Origin of the sequence: Chryseobacterium sp. G0201 (genome assembly GCF_003815655.1) — a bacterium.
In the GTDB taxonomy this organism is placed as follows: Bacteria; Bacteroidota; Bacteroidia; order Flavobacteriales; family Weeksellaceae; genus Chryseobacterium.
This window is the reverse complement of record NZ_CP033917.1, coordinates 3,043,997-3,061,276: the sequence shown is the minus strand read 5'-3', so window position 1 is coordinate 3,061,276 and position 17,280 is coordinate 3,043,997. Positions and strand designations below refer to the sequence as shown.

At 33.9% G+C, this 17,280-nt stretch carries 16 protein-coding genes; 10 read left to right on the top strand and 6 right to left on the bottom strand.

Annotated features, from left to right (window positions below):
- Nucleotides 1–264 precede the first annotated feature (264 nt).
- From EG348_RS13870 to EG348_RS13850, 5 genes are all read right to left on the bottom strand, one after another.
- Nucleotides 265–1,188, bottom strand: a complete 924-nt coding sequence (locus tag EG348_RS13870) for a hypothetical protein (protein WP_123983609.1) — start codon at nt 1,186–1,188, stop codon at nt 265–267.
- Between the two features lie 11 nt (nt 1,189–1,199).
- Nucleotides 1,200–2,081 (bottom strand): hypothetical protein, encoded by an 882-nt coding sequence (locus EG348_RS13865; RefSeq protein WP_123983608.1) that lies wholly within the window; start codon nt 2,079–2,081, stop codon nt 1,200–1,202.
- A 10-nt stretch (nt 2,082–2,091) separates the two neighbouring features.
- Entirely contained in the window at nt 2,092–3,000 is a 909-nt protein-coding gene (locus EG348_RS13860; RefSeq protein ID WP_185145478.1) for a hypothetical protein, read from the bottom strand.
- Nucleotides 3,001–3,020: 20 nt separating this feature from the next.
- On the bottom strand, nt 3,021–3,890 hold the full coding sequence (locus EG348_RS13855; protein WP_123983607.1) for a hypothetical protein: 870 nt from the start codon (nt 3,888–3,890) through the stop codon (nt 3,021–3,023).
- A gap of 210 nt (nt 3,891–4,100) precedes the next feature.
- The gene (locus tag EG348_RS13850) at nt 4,101–4,724 is read right to left on the bottom strand and encodes a hypothetical protein (RefSeq protein ID WP_123983606.1); all 624 of its coding nucleotides are present in this window, start codon (nt 4,722–4,724) and stop codon (nt 4,101–4,103) included.
- A 394-nt stretch (nt 4,725–5,118) separates the two neighbouring features.
- Between EG348_RS13850 and EG348_RS13845 the strand changes: the two genes are divergently transcribed.
- Complete coding sequence (locus EG348_RS13845; RefSeq protein WP_123983605.1) at nt 5,119–6,126, top strand: hypothetical protein; 1,008 nt, start codon at nt 5,119–5,121, stop codon at nt 6,124–6,126.
- A 106-nt stretch (nt 6,127–6,232) separates the two neighbouring features.
- The gene (locus tag EG348_RS22030; protein WP_317127010.1) at nt 6,233–6,730 is read left to right on the top strand and encodes an AraC family transcriptional regulator; all 498 of its coding nucleotides are present in this window, start codon (nt 6,233–6,235) and stop codon (nt 6,728–6,730) included.
- 330 nt (nt 6,731–7,060) lie between these two features.
- Here the strand turns inward: EG348_RS22030 and EG348_RS13835 are convergent, their stop codons facing one another.
- On the bottom strand, nt 7,061–8,278 hold the full coding sequence (locus EG348_RS13835; protein WP_228414748.1) for a phosphatase PAP2 family protein: 1,218 nt from the start codon (nt 8,276–8,278) through the stop codon (nt 7,061–7,063).
- Between the two features lie 747 nt (nt 8,279–9,025).
- On the opposite strand from EG348_RS13835, the gene EG348_RS13830 reads away from it, so the two are divergent.
- The 8 genes from EG348_RS13830 to EG348_RS13795 all read left to right on the top strand — a co-directional run bounded on the left by EG348_RS13830 (nt 9,026) and on the right by EG348_RS13795 (nt 17,278).
- Nucleotides 9,026–9,286 (top strand): hypothetical protein, encoded by a 261-nt coding sequence (locus EG348_RS13830; RefSeq protein WP_123983603.1) that lies wholly within the window; start codon nt 9,026–9,028, stop codon nt 9,284–9,286.
- Between the two features lie 31 nt (nt 9,287–9,317).
- Nucleotides 9,318–10,055, top strand: coding sequence for a hypothetical protein (locus EG348_RS13825; RefSeq protein ID WP_123983602.1), 738 nt, complete (start codon nt 9,318–9,320; stop codon nt 10,053–10,055).
- A 279-nt stretch (nt 10,056–10,334) separates the two neighbouring features.
- Nucleotides 10,335–10,418 (top strand): TRIC cation channel family protein, encoded by an 84-nt coding sequence (locus tag EG348_RS22095; RefSeq protein ID WP_410494149.1) that lies wholly within the window; start codon nt 10,335–10,337, stop codon nt 10,416–10,418.
- Between the two features lie 263 nt (nt 10,419–10,681).
- On the top strand, nt 10,682–11,719 hold the full coding sequence (locus tag EG348_RS13815) for an AI-2E family transporter (RefSeq protein WP_164463298.1): 1,038 nt from the start codon (nt 10,682–10,684) through the stop codon (nt 11,717–11,719).
- Between the two features lie 34 nt (nt 11,720–11,753).
- Nucleotides 11,754–15,584 carry a hypothetical protein gene (locus tag EG348_RS13810; RefSeq protein WP_123983600.1) on the top strand — a complete coding sequence of 1,277 codons (3,831 nt, stop codon included), beginning with the start codon at nt 11,754–11,756 and terminating at the stop codon, nt 15,582–15,584.
- A 97-nt stretch (nt 15,585–15,681) separates the two neighbouring features.
- Nucleotides 15,682–16,257 carry a hypothetical protein gene (locus tag EG348_RS13805; RefSeq protein ID WP_123983599.1) on the top strand — a complete coding sequence of 192 codons (576 nt, stop codon included), beginning with the start codon at nt 15,682–15,684 and terminating at the stop codon, nt 16,255–16,257.
- A 217-nt stretch (nt 16,258–16,474) separates the two neighbouring features.
- A complete protein-coding gene (locus EG348_RS13800) occupies nt 16,475–16,738 on the top strand; it encodes a hypothetical protein (protein ID WP_123983598.1) in 264 nt (87 codons plus the stop codon).
- Nucleotides 16,739–16,846: 108 nt separating this feature from the next.
- Nucleotides 16,847–17,278, top strand: coding sequence for a hypothetical protein (locus EG348_RS13795; protein WP_123983597.1), 432 nt, complete (start codon nt 16,847–16,849; stop codon nt 17,276–17,278).
- Nucleotides 17,279–17,280 lie beyond the last annotated feature (2 nt).

Genomic DNA, 17,280 nt, shown 5'->3' with positions numbered 1-17,280 from the left:
GATATAAATTCATTTCCACTAATGCGCAAATGAGTTTGCTTTTTTGTACACGAGTTGCTTTATTAAGCGAACGCTTATTTTATCAACAGAACCAGTCCGTCAATCTTGCCTTTGGCAGATCGCCACCCTCCAATAGATTGGAATTACTACACTCCCTTTTGCAATATGAATTTCCTCCTCGCAAGGGTACTCAAAGCGCAGGTGGTTCCGAATGATAAAATAATGATGGATGAAGATCCTTTCTACTATCATCCATCATTATTTTTACTGTTCTACAATCGTAAGGGCATTATAAACACCACTATTTGAAACATTGAACAAGCTAAGACTGCTATCTGGGGCAAATTGTACTGCAATCCAAGAAAAAGGTCTTAATTTATCCCCTTGGTTTAAATAAACACTTACTGTACAGGCAGAACCTACTGGTACTGTACCTGCTCCAGTATCTGAAGCATAACCATTGTTTGTTTTTACCCTTTGAGTAATGACTCCTGCTGAGTTTCTAACTTCCCAAATGGCTTCTGTCTGGTTATTACCTCCTGTATTTACATCATCAGGTTGCAGAGCATATGTAAAAGTAGCAAAATATACCCCTGCTCTTGGCGCTACAAACTCTCCCGTAGCGGGATTAAAGGTATTTGTTGGTACACCAGAATCAGAGTCTAATTTTTCTGCCCAATTGGTTAAATATGACGAACGACGTTGAACAATACCTGCTTTTGGACCTATTTCAGTTCCACTTCCAACAGCATCTGTACTTTCAAATACGTAGGTATCCTGTGTGGCTTTATTAGCCATTACTACAATACGTGGTTTCCCCTTTGGAAAAAAACCTATCCAGTTGGTACCGTCAGAAAATTCCAAGTATCCTTTTACCCCAATAGCCGGGCTGTTAACATACCGCATTGCACCTTTACCGGCAGCTGCCGCTGTCTGGGTGGTATTTCCTATCGCTACAGAACCATTGATACCACTACTACGCAAATCCATAGCTACTTGAGGATTGAAAACCAATACCCCTACCTTCCCTGTATTATCTACGATTACATTTCCTGCAGTAGTAACAATTTCGGTGGCATTTGTAGAGTTCTTCGTGCCTGCTCCCATCTGTGCATTAGCCTGTGTTACAAACAATACCATCGGTATACTCATACAAGCCAAGCTTTTTATTTTATGTTGTATTCTCATTGTTATACTTTTTATAATTCGCTAATGCTTATATTATTAAATTGGGCATTAGTATAAATATTTCTCGCACTACCCAAGGTATGTCTCACTTTAAACCTAATGGTATTACCTGCTTCAAGTTGAAAAATAGCATTACAATTGCCACTTACAAAATTGCTAATTAAAGGAGCAGCTTGAAATGCAGGATAAGAATTGTATGTTCTATAAACCGGAATATTATTTGTAGCTTGATTACTTTCTATAATTGTTTCTATATAACTGTTGTTTGCTATAGTACCACTTGCAAGAGTAATATTGAAAGATACCAGATAAAACCCTTTACGTGGTGCCGTAAATATTCCGGTACCAGGAACAAAATTGTTATCCGCATCAATAGCTTCAGCCCACCCATCTATATAAGTTTCAGTAGAAGAATTACTAGGGATAGCAGTGCCTAGTACAGTGCTTTTATTAGCATTTACTAATGCTTTTGTTGGTGGTGCAGTTGACAAAGCCACCCATTTTTCGCCATCAGAATACTGTAAATGCCCAACTTCTACTGCAGGAGTATCAGGATCATCTCCTACAAAATAACGTATAGCACCAGCACCGGCCGTAATAGCCGTTTGTGTATTGGTACCCACACCGATGATTCCTTTTTGATCAGCCGAGCGAAGATCTACTTTGGTAGAAGGAGCCAAAACTCCCACGCCCAAATTACCGGCCGCAGTTACCACCACATCATTTGCTGACTGAGTTGCACTGATGGTAGCTGTATTATCATCTGCTGCATCTATATGCAGAGGAGTGGATGGGTTTTGAGTAAACACCCCCGTCTGTGCCGCGATAGTACCTGTAGAAAAAATCAGAGTACAAACCAGCAGCTGATATATAATATTCACTTTCTTTTTCATAATCTGTTTTTTAATGTTCTATAATGGTTAAATTATTAAACCCGTCATCCGGATTTGCAGGATCAGAAGCATTAGTTGTAACCCTCAATGAAATATTACCACTTGTAAGATTGTGCAGTACCCTTGGCACCACAGCATCGTTCTGATTCAGGGTTAGTGTAACGGTACTTGAACCTCCTGCCTGTGTGAATCGAGTACTATTAGCATCATTGGAAGTGCCAGTCATTGATTGACCGAATGTCTTATAAACACTTGCTAAAATAGCAGGTGTTCCTGATGTTCTATAAAACTGCGATTCTACCCGGGAGCCATCATTAATAACCGTACTTACAAAATTAAAAGTCAATAAAAAGGTATATGTTCCGGTACGTGGTGCAACAAAAACACCTGTACCTGGAGTAAAACTGTTGCTCGTATCGCGCACCTCACTCCAATCATTAATATTAGTTGCAGAAGTTCCGACTGATAGCCCTGTAATTTTACGAGCTACCACTACGGCTTTTATCGGAGATATATATATTTTGTTCCAGACAGAACCGTCTGACACTTCTATTTTTGCTCCAACTGGTACATTAACTTCGTCATAACGTACAGCACCAGCAGCTCCCGCTACGGCTGTCATCGTAGTAGTACCTATACCTATTGCATTATCTACACCTGCTGATCTCATATCAAGAGGAACTGTAGGTGCAAGAACACCTACTCCTACAAAGCCTGTAGTAGCATTTACGATTACATCATTGGCAAGCTGTCCCGCTGTTGGTGTGGCAGCATTGTCTTTTGCGCCATCTACGTGCAGAGCTCCCAGCGGATTTCTAGTACCTATACCAGTTTGGGTTTGGGCGTAGCCCAAGCCGACCGAACAATACAATACCGAAATTGCCAGTATTGTATTGATTCCTTTATGTATATTTTTCATTTTTTTTAAAGGAATTTGGATTACTTGTTATTATTTTCTTTTACAAGAAGCTGCTCCAACTTTTCCATACGAGACTTCAAGTCGTTGATTTCTGTTTTTTGTTTAGAAATCTCTTCTTGTTGCTCGATGGTATGCAAGTACAATTCTTCTATTTTTTCCAATTGCTGGATCGATAATTCAGATAAATTAACGGTATAACCATTTTCTGTTTTCAAAATATCTTTGATAGAGGTAACGCCTGGCAAATGCTTGTTTGCTTTGATGTAAGCCGCTGTTTCTTCCAATGATCTGAATTTGTATGTCTCATCTATTTTAGAAGCTCCATCAAAATAGTCTTCAAAAACATAATCGGCATATTTACCTGTGGTTGTGTAGTAAGATCCTGTTGTTGCCACATTACCTGTTACAGATAGTTTTGGTGTAATGGTAACTGAGTTGGATGTAAAAGGTGCAATAGGTGTTTGTGAACCTATGGAAACATTACCAGCCTGATAGATATTCTGGGTATTGGTAGTAGCAGGATTAGTAGTTCCCTGAATCTGCCAAGGCTCTGGTGTAGAAGCTCCGGTTCCGCTATTAAATTTCACCCAAACTGCTCCATCAAAGTAGTAGTACCCTTCTGTTGTGATATTGGCTGTTTTAACAGAGGGTGTACCAACAGCTGATGTTGCATATACAATAGCTCCTTTTTGATCTGCAAGATACTGTCCATCTTTTGCTTTAATATCGTCACCCGATAGTCTCGGAGCGATAATTCCTTCTGCTGTTGTGCTAGGTGTTTTTGCTGCAACGTCTAAAGTTGCTTTCGGAGTTTCATTATTAATGCCTACTTGTGAGTAAGCTGCTGAGCTTAATAAAAGAGCTACTAAAAAAATGATATTTTTTTTCATTTTAAAATGTTTTTTTAAAAAAATTGTTAATTAGTGTATCCACGGCATCTACTTTTTGTTTTGCTCACGAATACACAAATGGCTTATTTGATTGTTGTTAAGATTGGCTACGCCAGACCCACACATTCGCTTTTTTTCAATTTGTTCTAAACAATATTGTGATTGAATGAAGGATGTGTTTTTGTGAGAATTCACATTTGTTATTTACTTCTAAGCTGTAGGTGGCGGACGGATGTGCATTTGGCAATGACTTATTTCATTGGCAAAAGATATCATATACTTAGAATTATTTTTTTTCTGGAAAGGAATGGAGATGTAATTCTCAAATAATATTGTTAGTGCCAGTATTGTTAAATGTATATTTGTAGGGGGTATTATTATGAGATACTCTTTATTTTTAGAGAAAATAAAATGATTAGATTCAGAAGGAATACGCTTGAACTGTACATTAACTACACGTTTTTTTTCTACTTTTTGATGTTTATTTAGATAAGATTTCGGAGTGTTTTTTGAAACTTGTAAGACTGGTGATTTCTTCTTTATATGTACTGTTGGTTTGGTTTGTACGAATTCTACATTACCCTTAAATTCTTCGGTATTATAGATCGTAATACCATCTGATAAAAAAACTTTTACGACTTGAGAATTAGCCGTGTTTTGAGAAAGAGAATCGGAAACAGCTTCTGAAATTTTCTCTTTTATATTTTCTACCTTAATATTTGCAGTTGGATGTGCAGATATTAAAATTATAGAAGCGAAGAAAATGGGAAACAGCAGAGCTTTTGCACAAAATGCAATATAGGCTCTGCTGTTAAATAAATAAATTTTCTTCATTTAGATTTATAAAAGAGGAAAATACAGCTCTTGTATACCATCAAATACCTGACAATATTATAGCTTAAATTTCGTAGAGAAAACGACAGTAAGTAAGGTTTTCGGAAAAGCTAACAATAAGACAATCAAATCACGCCCAATTATATTGTTTTACAAAAAAAAACACTGATAATCAACTGATAATAAAAAAAAATAGAGTAATGATTATTTTACAAAAAATGCCGGGATGTAGAAATATAAGTTCCTTAAAACAGGTGGTTTTATAACAAAATTTATTATGGCACATTTACATTGTAATTTTATTTGTAATAAATTGCAGACTATTAATATCAGTAATTTCTGCCTTCGCATTTCTGTATGCTATTAATTTAAAAAACAAATAAAAACACACCTTATGAAAACCCTTTACTATTTATTATCCTGTATGATTTTCGGAATAACTTATTCCCAAAACTCTGAGCAACTTATTACAAGATCAAAAATTGATCATGATATAGAAGAAGAAGCAGAAAAAGTATCAGTAAGAGATCCTAAAAAAGCGATAGAAATTTCTAACAATACATACCGCCTTTCTAAAATTATAGATTACAAAAACGGAATGAAGGAAAGCTGTAATATTCTGATGATGAAATATTACGATACTGGAAATTTTAAGAAAGTTATTGAAATTAGTAAAGATGCCGAAAAACTATCTCTGGAAACTGCTGATTATGAAATTCTCTCCAACACCTATAGATTAAGAGCATCTTCTTTTACTGAATTGGGTTTTAATGATGATAGTCATAAAGGATTTTTAAAAGCTCTAACTGTTGCCGATAAAATAGAAAGTAAAAATTATAAATTTTACCAAAAATCACTTATATATGTAGGACTGGCTTCTTATAACGCCCATATCAACGCTCCACTAGACTCAGTAATTTATTATCAGACAAAAAGTTTGGAAACAGCAACTAAAATAGATGACAGTGAAGATTTTTTGAATAAGAAATATTATAATTTGACATTAGGGTATATTAATTTGGGAATGACAAGTATTGCTTCAAAAAAAATAAAAGATGCAGAAATGTATTTTTTCAAAGCTTTGAAAATATGCAAAAACCCGAAGTATCATGTGGGTAAAGATTTAGAAGCAGCTACTCTAAATGAGTTTGCCTGGCTATATTATGATCAAAAGGAATATGATAAGGTGATAAACTATGCGATAGAAGCAGAAAAACTTGAAAGGCAGATCAGCAAGCCTTATATCAGAAGGGATATTTACGAAGTTCTGTTCAGAGCACAAGTAGAAATAGGAAAAAAAAGAATCCTCAAAATACATGAATCTATATACAAGCTTGAAAGACAGCCTTGTAAATGCAGAAAAAAAGACAATAAATACTCCTGCCAGGCATATGATAGATGAGCAAGGGAAAATCAATAAGAGTAATATTCAAAAAATTATTATAATATCTTCACTACTTATTATCCTTATTATACTATTAGGCTATTTTTTTTGACGACGAAATAAAATTTTACTTCACAGGAAATATGAAATAATTATAGAATCTCTTAAGAATAAAGAGGAAGTAAAACTACAAATCATAAATAATCTTGACAGCACTAAAATTATTCGCGACAATAGTGTTCATATTACTTCTAAAACAAGTGCTGTTTTATTTGAAAAATTATCCAAATTTGAAGAAGAACAAGAATTTATCCGGGAAGATATAAGTCGTGTTTACCTGGCAAATTCTCTTAACACCAACACAAAGTATCTTTCAGAGATCATCAAACAGCATACCGGCAAGAGTTTCAACAGTTACATTAATGGACTTAGAATTAATTATATAACAGAGTTGCTCTATAAAGAGCCTAAATACAGAGAATACAAAATTAGCTATTTAGCAGAAGTCTGCGGTTTTGCCTCCAGAGAAGTTTTTGCAACGGTTTTCAAAAAAGAAACAGGAGTTACTCCATCATATTTTATTTCTCAGCTCAGAGCTGAGAAAATTAAGCAAGAATTGTGAAATTTATCCAATTTTGTTTGCACTTCGCAATTTCTCACATACATCAACTGATAAACAGATTAATAACTAGTACTTTCAAATAAAAAAGGTCAAATTAATTTGACCTTTTTTATTGATACTATTCTGTCATAAGACTTTCCGCTTCTGCATTTCAAGATTGATATAATTAAATTTCTTATAATGGCAGAAAGATCCCATATCATTATCTCCATTGATATAGGTGTCCTGCCAAAATTAAACATTTACAAGGATAATTGGTCTCTTTTACTAACCTTATATCATATTCACTAATGAAAAAATATACCTAAAATTATATTTGCAAGATTTACCTTAAAAGTAAGCTGTCAATTTGAGACCTAAACTAATGTATTTTATTTTTTCATGAGATGAGTCGTTATTTAGATTATCACTCATCGACTGATCATTTTGGATAACATCGCTGAAGTGGTAGCTAATACGAGATTGTGTCTGATTATAATCTCCATATAAGGTCACACCCAATTCTGGATTAAATTTATAAGTTAGTGCTGCACCGGTATTCCATCTAAAATTACTGGAAGGCTTATATTCTGCGACCTGAAATTCATCTGTTGGCAGATCAAAAATTTCACTTTTTACAAAAATCTTCCCACTGGCTCCTGAAGAATAGCCAGCTGTAGCTTTTAATACTAAATTAAGATTATCAGAGATTTCATGCGAAAAATAAGGACCTGCACCAAAGTTCAAAAATCCTAAAGATTGTGTTGTTATATCAAAGCTTCCAATATCATCATCTAATGGAAATCGTGTTGGATTTATAGGAAAACTACTGAAACTGAAGTCTCCTCCTATCCCCCATTTCTTAGAAAAAAAATAAGCTCCCTCAATACCAGCTTCAAAACCGACTTCTTTTTTATCCGTGAGTTCAGATTCTTTTAAAAAGTTTGTGGTTGACAAAGCTGATCCTACTTTAAGGGATAAGAAAGATGGGTTACCATTGCTTTCAAGATCTGCTAACATTCCTAAATTATCCCCTTTATTTTTATAAATTCTATCGATAAAAAAATATCCTAACTCTGACGAAAGTATACCAATACCGGCACCTGCCAAGACATCTGAAATCCAATGCCTGTTATTCAAATTTCGTCCTAAACCAGTAATTGCAGCTGCTCCATACCCACCAATGCTATACCCGGGGCTAACCACTCCATATTCTTTATGTAGAAAACTGGCATTGGTAAATGCCATAGAAGTATGACCTGAAGGAAAAGAGTTTTTACTTGAGCCATCTGGACGCTCTACTTTCGCAGTATATTTTAAAGAATTAACAATAACGGCCATGATCCCGATACTAGCTGCATAAGATAATGTAGCTCTTCCAATATTATTTCGCCCCTTTACTCCAGCTAACTTAAGACCGTATACCGTTGCGGCTGGAGCATACTGAAGATAATTATCATACCCTACCTTAAAAGTGGGAATGTATCTGTTTCTAATTTCACGGATATTTTTTCTCTCTCCCCAAGTCGCAGCTGAGGCACTGAATAGTAATGTCGGTGCTATAGACATCTTTACCCACTCTTTTTGGAAAAAGGGTTTCTTCGTTTGCGAATTTTGTTGTTCAAAAGTTTGTGAAATCGTTTGAACTTTGAGTGAGTCCTGAGCATACTGAAGTGAAAAAGGTAAAATGCTTAGCGATAAATAAATAGTTTTTTTTTCATAGTATTTTAATTAGTTTAATATTTTGATTTTAAAATCTGCTGCACTATCACAAAAACTTAGATGTTAATCATGTCGGTTCAGCTTTATCTTAGTTACTGCGTATCAAAAAAGTTTGAATCAAGCTAACACTTTGAAAGTGATGAATAAGTAAGTACAATATTTATGTTTTAATCTTAATCCACTACTGTTGCAATTTTATCAACTCATCAGTAAATACACAATAAATAGTTGTGATGATTTCCGAATAAACTACATATAGATTTACAAAATAAACCTACAATACGCATTGATAATATTTTGGAATTTCCCACTAAATATTTCTTATAGATCATTGTTTAAATAAAAAAAGTGTTCCGATGTAAATATATTTAAATTATTACAGCTATTTTCAAACCTTATTGACTTAAAATTTCACAAATAGACCTGATATAATGATTGTCATAGCTGATATAACTGATTGTCATAGTAAGAACAATCACAGTGTAACAATCCTATTTTCATTGTAATAAATTACGAATATATCACAATGTTACGAGTTTTTGATGATGTCAATCGTAGTAAACCGTACTAAATTTGTAGTTAAAATTTACTACTATGAAAATTACTTTAAAATCAATATTTATCATTACGTTGTTGTCACTATTACATTCTTGTTTCGCTGTTTCAACGTACGATCCTCCACCTGAACCTGATCAAAATGTTTATCCAAATCAATCGCCTGTGCGACAGAACAATAATATTCCTGAGCCCGGTCAACTACAAATGAAATCTCAAAGTGACGACAAAACTCCTGAGCCGGGTCAGCTTGAAATGAAAACGGGAGATGATGATGATAATGATGACGATTCTAATTAAAATGATTGTTAATAATAAACTAAATAATATAATGATACGTCAAACTTTAATCATTTTAGCAGGTCTTTTTTGCGGCACATTTATGTCAAATTATAAAGCGCAATCTGGCAATGGATTTTCAGGAAAATTTTCCAGTGAGGGAGATGTTACTGCTCCAGGATTAATGATACTTGAGCTGACCCAACAAGGATCTAAATTAGAAGGTCTAGGTTATTATATGTCTAATAAAGATGATGAGACTTCAGGTTCACTTTCCGTAAACGGTTATGTAAAAGATAAAAGAGGTTACGTTCGTTTTCGGGATCAAAGAGGTAATGTAGTTGCTGACGGCTCCATTATATTAAAAGACGCTTCTACTGTATATTTTATACAAACTACTGTATCTTCGATCTTACCCACTGCTGCTTACTTGTATGTTAAAAATGAGAACTTAACTTCAGAAAAGAAAGTGACGAACAGCAGAAGTTATACAGGAAAATATTCCAATGAAGGAGATATCACTGCAAAAGGGATTATATTGTTTGAAATCACTCAATCAGGAAGCAAGATTGAGGGTATAGCGAACTATAGTACAAAAGACGATCAGCTAGATACAGGTATGCTATCTGTTAACGGATACGTCAAAGATGGCATCGCTTACATAAGATTCAGAGACCAAAAAGGAATATCAATAGCCGATGGAACATTGAGCAGTGCAGGGGCTAATACGGTATTCAAACAAACTACATCGTCAAGCTCTTTGCCTCATGAAGCAATTCTGTATAGATAATCAATAGAAAATATGAATTATACTGCATTTTTTGTTCGTCATTGCTATTGTTGCCGAAGTCATGAGTGCTACCTAGGTGGCACAATCCGTAATATAATGTTGGGACATTATCCTATGACTTGAGTTGAACATACTATTTATTCAATTCTAATTGCAGTAGCTGCACTTTTCCTAACATTCAATTCAAAATGTATCTATAAAATTAGGAAAACATTTCTTATCTTAGATGCTGTTGGTATAGTAGTTTTTACAATTTTAGAATGTAAACTTGCTATTCAAATGAAGATGCAACCGATCATTGTCATGATGATTGGTACGGTAACAGGTTGTGTAGGAGGAATGATGCGAGATGATTTTATGTAATGATGTCCCTTTAATTTTTCAAAAGGAAAAATATGTAACCGCAGCATTGGTAACAGGTCGAATTTATGGCGCCGCCTTTTATCTCGTAATTGAATACATTTAGATATGCTCTTGGCTTTTGTTGTAGGATTGATCTTGAGATAGTTAACTATACACTATGAATGGTCTTTACTAAAATTTTCCTTTAAGGATGATAACGAATAAACTTCACAGGTATGAGTGAAAAAACTTTTTTGCGTAGTCCAATGGAAAACAATTTATTATTGATTGTACTACTAATAATGCTGGTTGCATTATATCACGTACTCAAAATATTTTTTGGAGTTTTCACCTTTGCCTTGATTTTTTATGTTTCATTTTTTAAGGCTTTTGAGTATTTTACGGTCTTGCTTAAAGGTCGAAGAAAATTGGCAGGTGCCCTTTATTCAGTATTATTTATTATTTTGATGGCTGTACCTTTCATTTTTATGATCACAGCATTAGGAAAGCATATCAAGGATGTTGAGCATTTTGTTCTTGAAGTAAAAACAAAGGGCGTTCCCTCACTCCCTAAAAATATAACTGAATTACCGTATGCTGGTCAAGGTATTTCCGACTTTTGGATTCAGCTTCAACAAAATCCCAAAGAAATAGTTTTGGGACATGAACATCAGATAAAAAATGGTTTGCACTATTTACTGACAGGAGGATTAGGCTTGGCAGGAACAGGTTTACAAGTTATCTTTGGAATTGTAGTTTCTGCAATTTTCTTAGTGGGAGGAAAAGATAAGCTTATTCCAATCAAGTCCGCTTTAGCACATCTTCTCGGTAGAAAAGATGGACTCTTACTACTGAATTCAATAAACAATGCCATTAAGGGAGTTTCTGTGGGTGTTATAGGAACAGCTTTTCTTGCAGCGGTTTTTTCATGGATTGGTTTTGCTATTGCCGGAATTCACTTTAAATTTTTATTAACGGCCATCGTATTTGTTTTGGTGCTAATACAAATAGGACCGATGTTGGTTTGGCTACCTGTGATCATTTGGGTTACTACTCAGGGACAAACAGGGACAACTATATTTTTACTCCTATATGCTGTCTTCATGTGGGTTGCTGAATCTTTAGTAAGACCTGTTCTCATCGCAAAAAGCGGAGGCAAACTTCCGTTTATCATTCTTTTTATCGCGGTAATTGGAGGTTTGGCAGCTTGGGGATTTATAGGAATGTTCAAGGGAGCAATCATTACTTCGATCATGTACACCGTTTTTCATTCATGGCTAGAGAGCAAGGAGAAAATAAAGGCTGTCGCTTCTCAAAATTAACTCTGATTAGAATTTATTATAAACATTGGCTACTATGAAATCTAAAAGGCTTAGAAAAAAAATACAATATTACGTTATTGCTTTTTTAGGCATTCTTTTTTTGATTTCAGGATTGCTGTATTTTATAATCATTCATCGATTTAAAGAAAGTGTAAAGTTTATCGTGCACAATCAAACGGATGGAAAATATATTTTCGACACCGGAAGAGCTAAAGTTTCCCTTTGGTCGAAATCTCTTATGCTTGAGAAATCAATGCTGATTTGCAAAGACACCAGCAGAGCCAATTCTTATTACAATGTAAAATTGTCAAAACTGAAATTTTCGCTTACTTCATGGAATGGATTGCTGTTTAAGAACAAGATTTTGGTTGACAGTCTGGAAATTATCAATCCCGATGTTGAAGTGTATTCAAATCCCAAAAAAAGATTAAAAAGCAAAACTGTCTTTCGGCCTTCTGACATTTTATCTTTTTTGAAGAAGACACAACAGTCTTTTAACTTAAGTAATCTTTCTATAAAGAACGCATCAATCAGTTTTAAACAAGGAAATAAAAAATCTGTTACCTTAAAACACATTAACCTATCTATTCGAAATTTTGTAAAAGTAAATAGCGACGACAATCATTTGCTGGGCTCTGATCACATTAGTCTCTCAGTCGGTAAACAATCTATTGTCTTTCCTGATCGAAATCTTACCGTTGCATTCAGTTCTTTACATTTTAATAGTGAAAATCAACATTTCATTGTCGATTCATTACTAATCGATCAAAAAGATGATCATAAAAATGGGCCAATGGAATTTAAAGCAGACCGCTTCAGTTTTAATTCAAAGCACCTTCCTGCTGCTTATCAAAAGGAAGAACTGCTGCTTGATACAGTAAGGTGTACTAACCCGGTTATGACTCTTTATGATCATCAGAATAAATTAAAGAAAAGCAGTGCAAAAAATAAAAAAGTCAAAAATGAAATATTTAAACTCATTAATATTAAATTTTTTGAAATTGAAAATGCATCTGTAGTCCAAAAAAAGCCTGACGGAAGGTTGAAAAACTCAGCAGGGAAAACGGCTAATTTAACGGTCTATAATCTATCACTCAGACCGAGCAAAGATCCAAAGATAACGTTAGACAGTGTACATCTTAATATGAAGAAAATTGCATTTTTTTCCAAAGACAGTCTGCATAAGCTTACCATTGAGGAATTTTTATTCAAGAACAATGATATCATTTTTCGCCACGTCAACTATCGCCCGACCACTCAGCAGAAAATACAGAAAGCAATGGTATTTTCTGCCCCTTCTTTAATTTTGAGAAATGTCAATCTTGAAGCTTTATTAAAGAAAAAACTGGTTGCTGATCAAGCTGAGCTTTTAAAGCCACTCATTATTATTGATGATAGAAAAAGAATTATAAATAAAAATCACAAATCAAAAACGTCACTAAAAGATAAAAAGAACATAGGGCTTTTTATGACATTGCATCAGCTAAAACAGATGATCAATGTAGATCAATTGGTAATAGCGGGCGGTACAATCAATTACAAAGGTTCATCCAAAAGCAATATTGTTCTTCATGCAAAAAACTTAAATGCAAAAATTGTACTCAACAGAACACTGAGCAGTGATTCTTTGGTCGACATTAAGCATTCCATTCACAAGCTTGAAATTGGCGATATTCATTTGAGATCAAACAAATTTCTTTTGAACTTAAGAAACTATAAATTTGCCGGACTTTATCGCCAAAATTGGGCAGAGAACTTAAAGTTTCAACAAAATAAAAATTCTGTAGAAGCTAAAAATGTCTATTGGAAAGCATTCGATTGGGATCTTTTTCAGAAATCTAAAATTATAAAAGTCGATTCTTTATACATTAATTGTCTTATTTCTGATGTTAACAATCCTCCTAAAACAATAGCTTCTCGACATAAAAAAGATTTACCTGATATACGAGTTGCCGAACTAAGGATTGATAAATTTTTATTTAGCAGGAAAACTGCAACAAATCAAATTGGGTTTTCAGGCAATAATATTTTACTGACGGATATGAGATCTCACAAAAACTATTTTACTTGGAAAGATCTAAGTCTAAATATTTCGGACTTTAGACTGCTCGGAGAAAATACAAGAGGAAATATTGCGAATATCTATATTAAAAATAACCTTGGAAGCGTTCAGAATTTACGATTCTTTTCCAATTCAGATAAAGGATTACAGAAGATTTCTTTGCCAACACTTTTTTTCAGCGGAAAATTCAACTCTACTCAACCAGATATTTTGGCTTTTAAATCAGTATCCGTTGACAATGGTCAGATTGAAATTCACTCTAAAGAAAAAAACAATTCCCAATCATTCCATACGCCCAAGATACCTTTTCAAATCAAATCAGTATCAGTCAACAATTTAAAGGTCAGCTACATCAAAGAAAAAGAGAATGATTCATTTAAATATAGTGGTACCGTAAATCTAGCAGCGCAAAATATGAGAAGTTTTAATGAGAGCTCACAGATGATCAAATCTGATAATCTAAATATCAGTGTATTGGATTCAAATTTGGATAGTGAAAAATTTCAATTGAATATTCCGCAACTATCACTTCAATTAAAAGGAGGGAATTTATTTCGCAAAAATGATGTGACAACACTGTCTTCTACTCTATCTCTTAACTGGTCTGATGCATCATTCAAATTTCAAAAGGACAGTATGCATTTACAAGCTAATAATAATTCCGGAAGTTATATTGACGATGAATTTATTTTGAATAGACACAAGACATTTGACCTAAACAGTATCATAAAAAAGGTTGCTTTCAAAGGTGAGCAGATTGTATACAGAGATGCTGCAATAACGGCAGACATTCAAAATTACGGATGGAATTCATTGAAAAACACATTCCATTTGACGAATTTTAATTTGCATCCGGTTCTCAGCAGAGAAATATTTTTTAAGAACACAAAATATCAGGATAATTATCTTGAACTCAAGGGAGATTCGGTATCCCTTTCAGTTGCAAAAGTAGGCAGCCTTTCTTCGGACTCGGCATTTTCATTGAATAAGATCAGTCTAGACGGCGTTCATTTGATCGTTTCAAGAGACAAAACTTTACCCAGGAAACCTGCAAAACATAAGTTAATGCCTACTCAATTGATAAGTTCAATAAAACAACCCTTTTCCATTGATACGATTTCATTGAAAAATAACACTGTTGTTTATAAAGAGTTCGAAGTAAAAACGAAAGCATGGAGTGAGATTCCATTTTCCTCTTTAGATGGAAACATCATGAATCTAAGCAATCAGGCAGATCGAAAAGACAGTCTTGAACTAAATTTGACCGGTAATTTATTTCAAGCAGATATCAACCGATTTTCTTACAAAGAATCATACGTTGATTCGCTGGCGGGTTTCAGAGCAAATGTACATTTCTCAGCAATTGATCTGAAAGATTTCAGCAATGTTTCAAGACCCATGGGTTTGTTAGATATTAGTTCAGGATATTCTGATCACTTGTATAGCAGATGGTCAGGAAATCAATATGCAGCAACAGGAAGCATGAACTTTAGTTATGACGGGTTAAAAGTGAAATTTCTTAATCCTGAAGGAAAAAACGGTTGGTATTTCTCTTCAAAAATGAAAACATTCGCAGCCAACTTACTCATCCCCAATAGTCATCATAAATCAGCAATGATGTTTGTAGAACGGGATCCTAATAAATTTGTTTTTAATTATTGGATTAAAATGCAACTCAGTGGTATAATGTCAACATTTGGTTTAAAAAGTGACAAAAAATATATGAAAACATTTAATAAGAACCATCAACGCTATCAACTTCCTGAGATTAATACTGTTGCTGAAAATGAGTCAAAAAAATAGTTATATATATACTGAAAGTTAGTGAAAATGCATTTTGAATCACAATTGTAATCTATCATAGAGGCTATTTCTAAAATCATGTAAAAACTAAAAAAATATGGATTTTTTCAATCATATTAAAACCGTAATTAGTATCATTTTAGGTTTATCAATAGGTTGCTTGTTGAATGGAACTGTAAAATTTATTCAACACCCGGGGAGAACCAAACCCTATTGGGTGCATCTTTTATGGGTCTTCTATTTATTTCTTTTAATGATTCATTTTTGGTGGTGGGAATATAATTTACGGGACGTCCGCATGTGGACTTTTACAGAATACATATTTATCATTATGTATATTATTCTTTATTTCACATCATGTCAACTCTTATATCCTGCAGATGTAAAAGATTATGGAGATAACTATAAAAATTATTTCTTCTCCAGGAAAAAATGGTTATTTCTCCTGCTGATAGTTGTGTTTTTGATCGATATCTTCGATACCTTGATCAAAGGTCACGAATATTTAGAAAAGTTGATGCCGGTGTATGCCATACGGATGATCAGTCACATTTCACTACTTGGTATTTTCGCATTTCTAAAGACTAAAAGATCTTCTTTGTATGGAGCCATGGTATTATTCTTTATTTTATTTGAGCTCTATTTTATCTTCAGTAAGTTTTATAATGATTAGGTTTTTCTTTTTGATTCATATTTTATCAAATTTCGGAAATTCCTAAATGTATCATGATACAAAGTCTGCGGCATTCGATAAAGATGTGATAAAATAAGAATTCTTCACATAAGCACCCACCATTCTTAGCAGTTAGATCTTCAAACATTAGTACATTCGTAGACTATAACTCAATTATAAATATTATGAAAATTCAATTAAAACAAGTTTTGTCATCATGCGTATTTTGTTTTTAAATTCTTGTGGAACGGTAACAAATTATGATGCACCTCTAGAACCTGGACAAACTGTTTTTCAAAAGCAGGGATCCAATGGAACAAACAATAACCAGAATAACAATATTCCTGAACCTGGCCAGAACAAAATGAAGTCACAAAGCGACGACGATGGACCAGAGCCCGGACAGACAACAATGAAAACAGGTGATGATGATGACGAAGATGATAACGTTGTAGAATCTGGACAAACGGAAATGAAATAGTTAAAATTCAGAAGAAATACTGTTTCAAAGATCTCTGTTTTTGTCATAAAGATTATTCATATATCATAATTTACGCTGGAAACCTGAAAAAACTAAATAAACTTTAAAATGCTAGAAAATAAAATAAATACTCACAATAAAACTATTAAAAAGTTCTTACTTGTTGGGGTACTCGTTTCAATGATGAGCTGTTCTCCAACAGTGAACTACATCGGTAAAAACTACAGTCCAACTCAAAATATTGACGTTTTTCTGGATACCAACGACGTTAAAAAAAACTATGAAGTAATAGGAAAGGTAGATGGTATTTCAGGGGTATTAGGATCAAGCTACCAAGAGATTCAGGACAAAGTGGTTCAAACGGCAAAAGAAAAAGGAGCTGACGCGGTCATTCTTTACAATATGGAACAGCGGGTTATCGGTTCAAATTCTTCATCTAATACAGTGGAGCATCGCCAGTGGATGAGAAATACGACTACTGAATCCACAAATATTACAGAAGATGTATTGCATGCTGATTTTATAAAATACATACCCTAATA

Coding starts and splice junctions, on each gene's coding strand:
- EG348_RS13870 (WP_123983609.1), bottom strand. CDS start 1,188: ATGAGAATACAACATAAAATAAAAAGCTTGGCTTGTATGAGTATACCG.
- EG348_RS13865 (WP_123983608.1), bottom strand. CDS start 2,081: ATGAAAAAGAAAGTGAATATTATATATCAGCTGCTGGTTTGTACTCTG.
- EG348_RS13860 (WP_185145478.1), bottom strand. CDS start 3,000: ATGAAAAATATACATAAAGGAATCAATACAATACTGGCAATTTCGGTA.
- EG348_RS13855 (WP_123983607.1), bottom strand. CDS start 3,890: ATGAAAAAAAATATCATTTTTTTAGTAGCTCTTTTATTAAGCTCAGCA.
- EG348_RS13850 (WP_123983606.1), bottom strand. CDS start 4,724: ATGAAGAAAATTTATTTATTTAACAGCAGAGCCTATATTGCATTTTGT.
- EG348_RS13845 (WP_123983605.1), top strand. CDS start 5,119: ATGAAAACCCTTTACTATTTATTATCCTGTATGATTTTCGGAATAACT.
- EG348_RS13835 (WP_228414748.1), bottom strand. CDS start 8,278: ATGTCTATAGCACCGACATTACTATTCAGTGCCTCAGCTGCGACTTGG.
- EG348_RS13830 (WP_123983603.1), top strand. CDS start 9,026: ATGAAAATTACTTTAAAATCAATATTTATCATTACGTTGTTGTCACTA.
- EG348_RS13825 (WP_123983602.1), top strand. CDS start 9,318: ATGATACGTCAAACTTTAATCATTTTAGCAGGTCTTTTTTGCGGCACA.
- EG348_RS22095 (WP_410494149.1), top strand. CDS start 10,335: ATGAAGATGCAACCGATCATTGTCATGATGATTGGTACGGTAACAGGT.
- EG348_RS13810 (WP_123983600.1), top strand. CDS start 11,754: ATGAAATCTAAAAGGCTTAGAAAAAAAATACAATATTACGTTATTGCT.
- EG348_RS13805 (WP_123983599.1), top strand. CDS start 15,682: ATGGATTTTTTCAATCATATTAAAACCGTAATTAGTATCATTTTAGGT.
- EG348_RS13800 (WP_123983598.1), top strand. CDS start 16,475: ATGCGTATTTTGTTTTTAAATTCTTGTGGAACGGTAACAAATTATGAT.
- EG348_RS13795 (WP_123983597.1), top strand. CDS start 16,847: ATGCTAGAAAATAAAATAAATACTCACAATAAAACTATTAAAAAGTTC.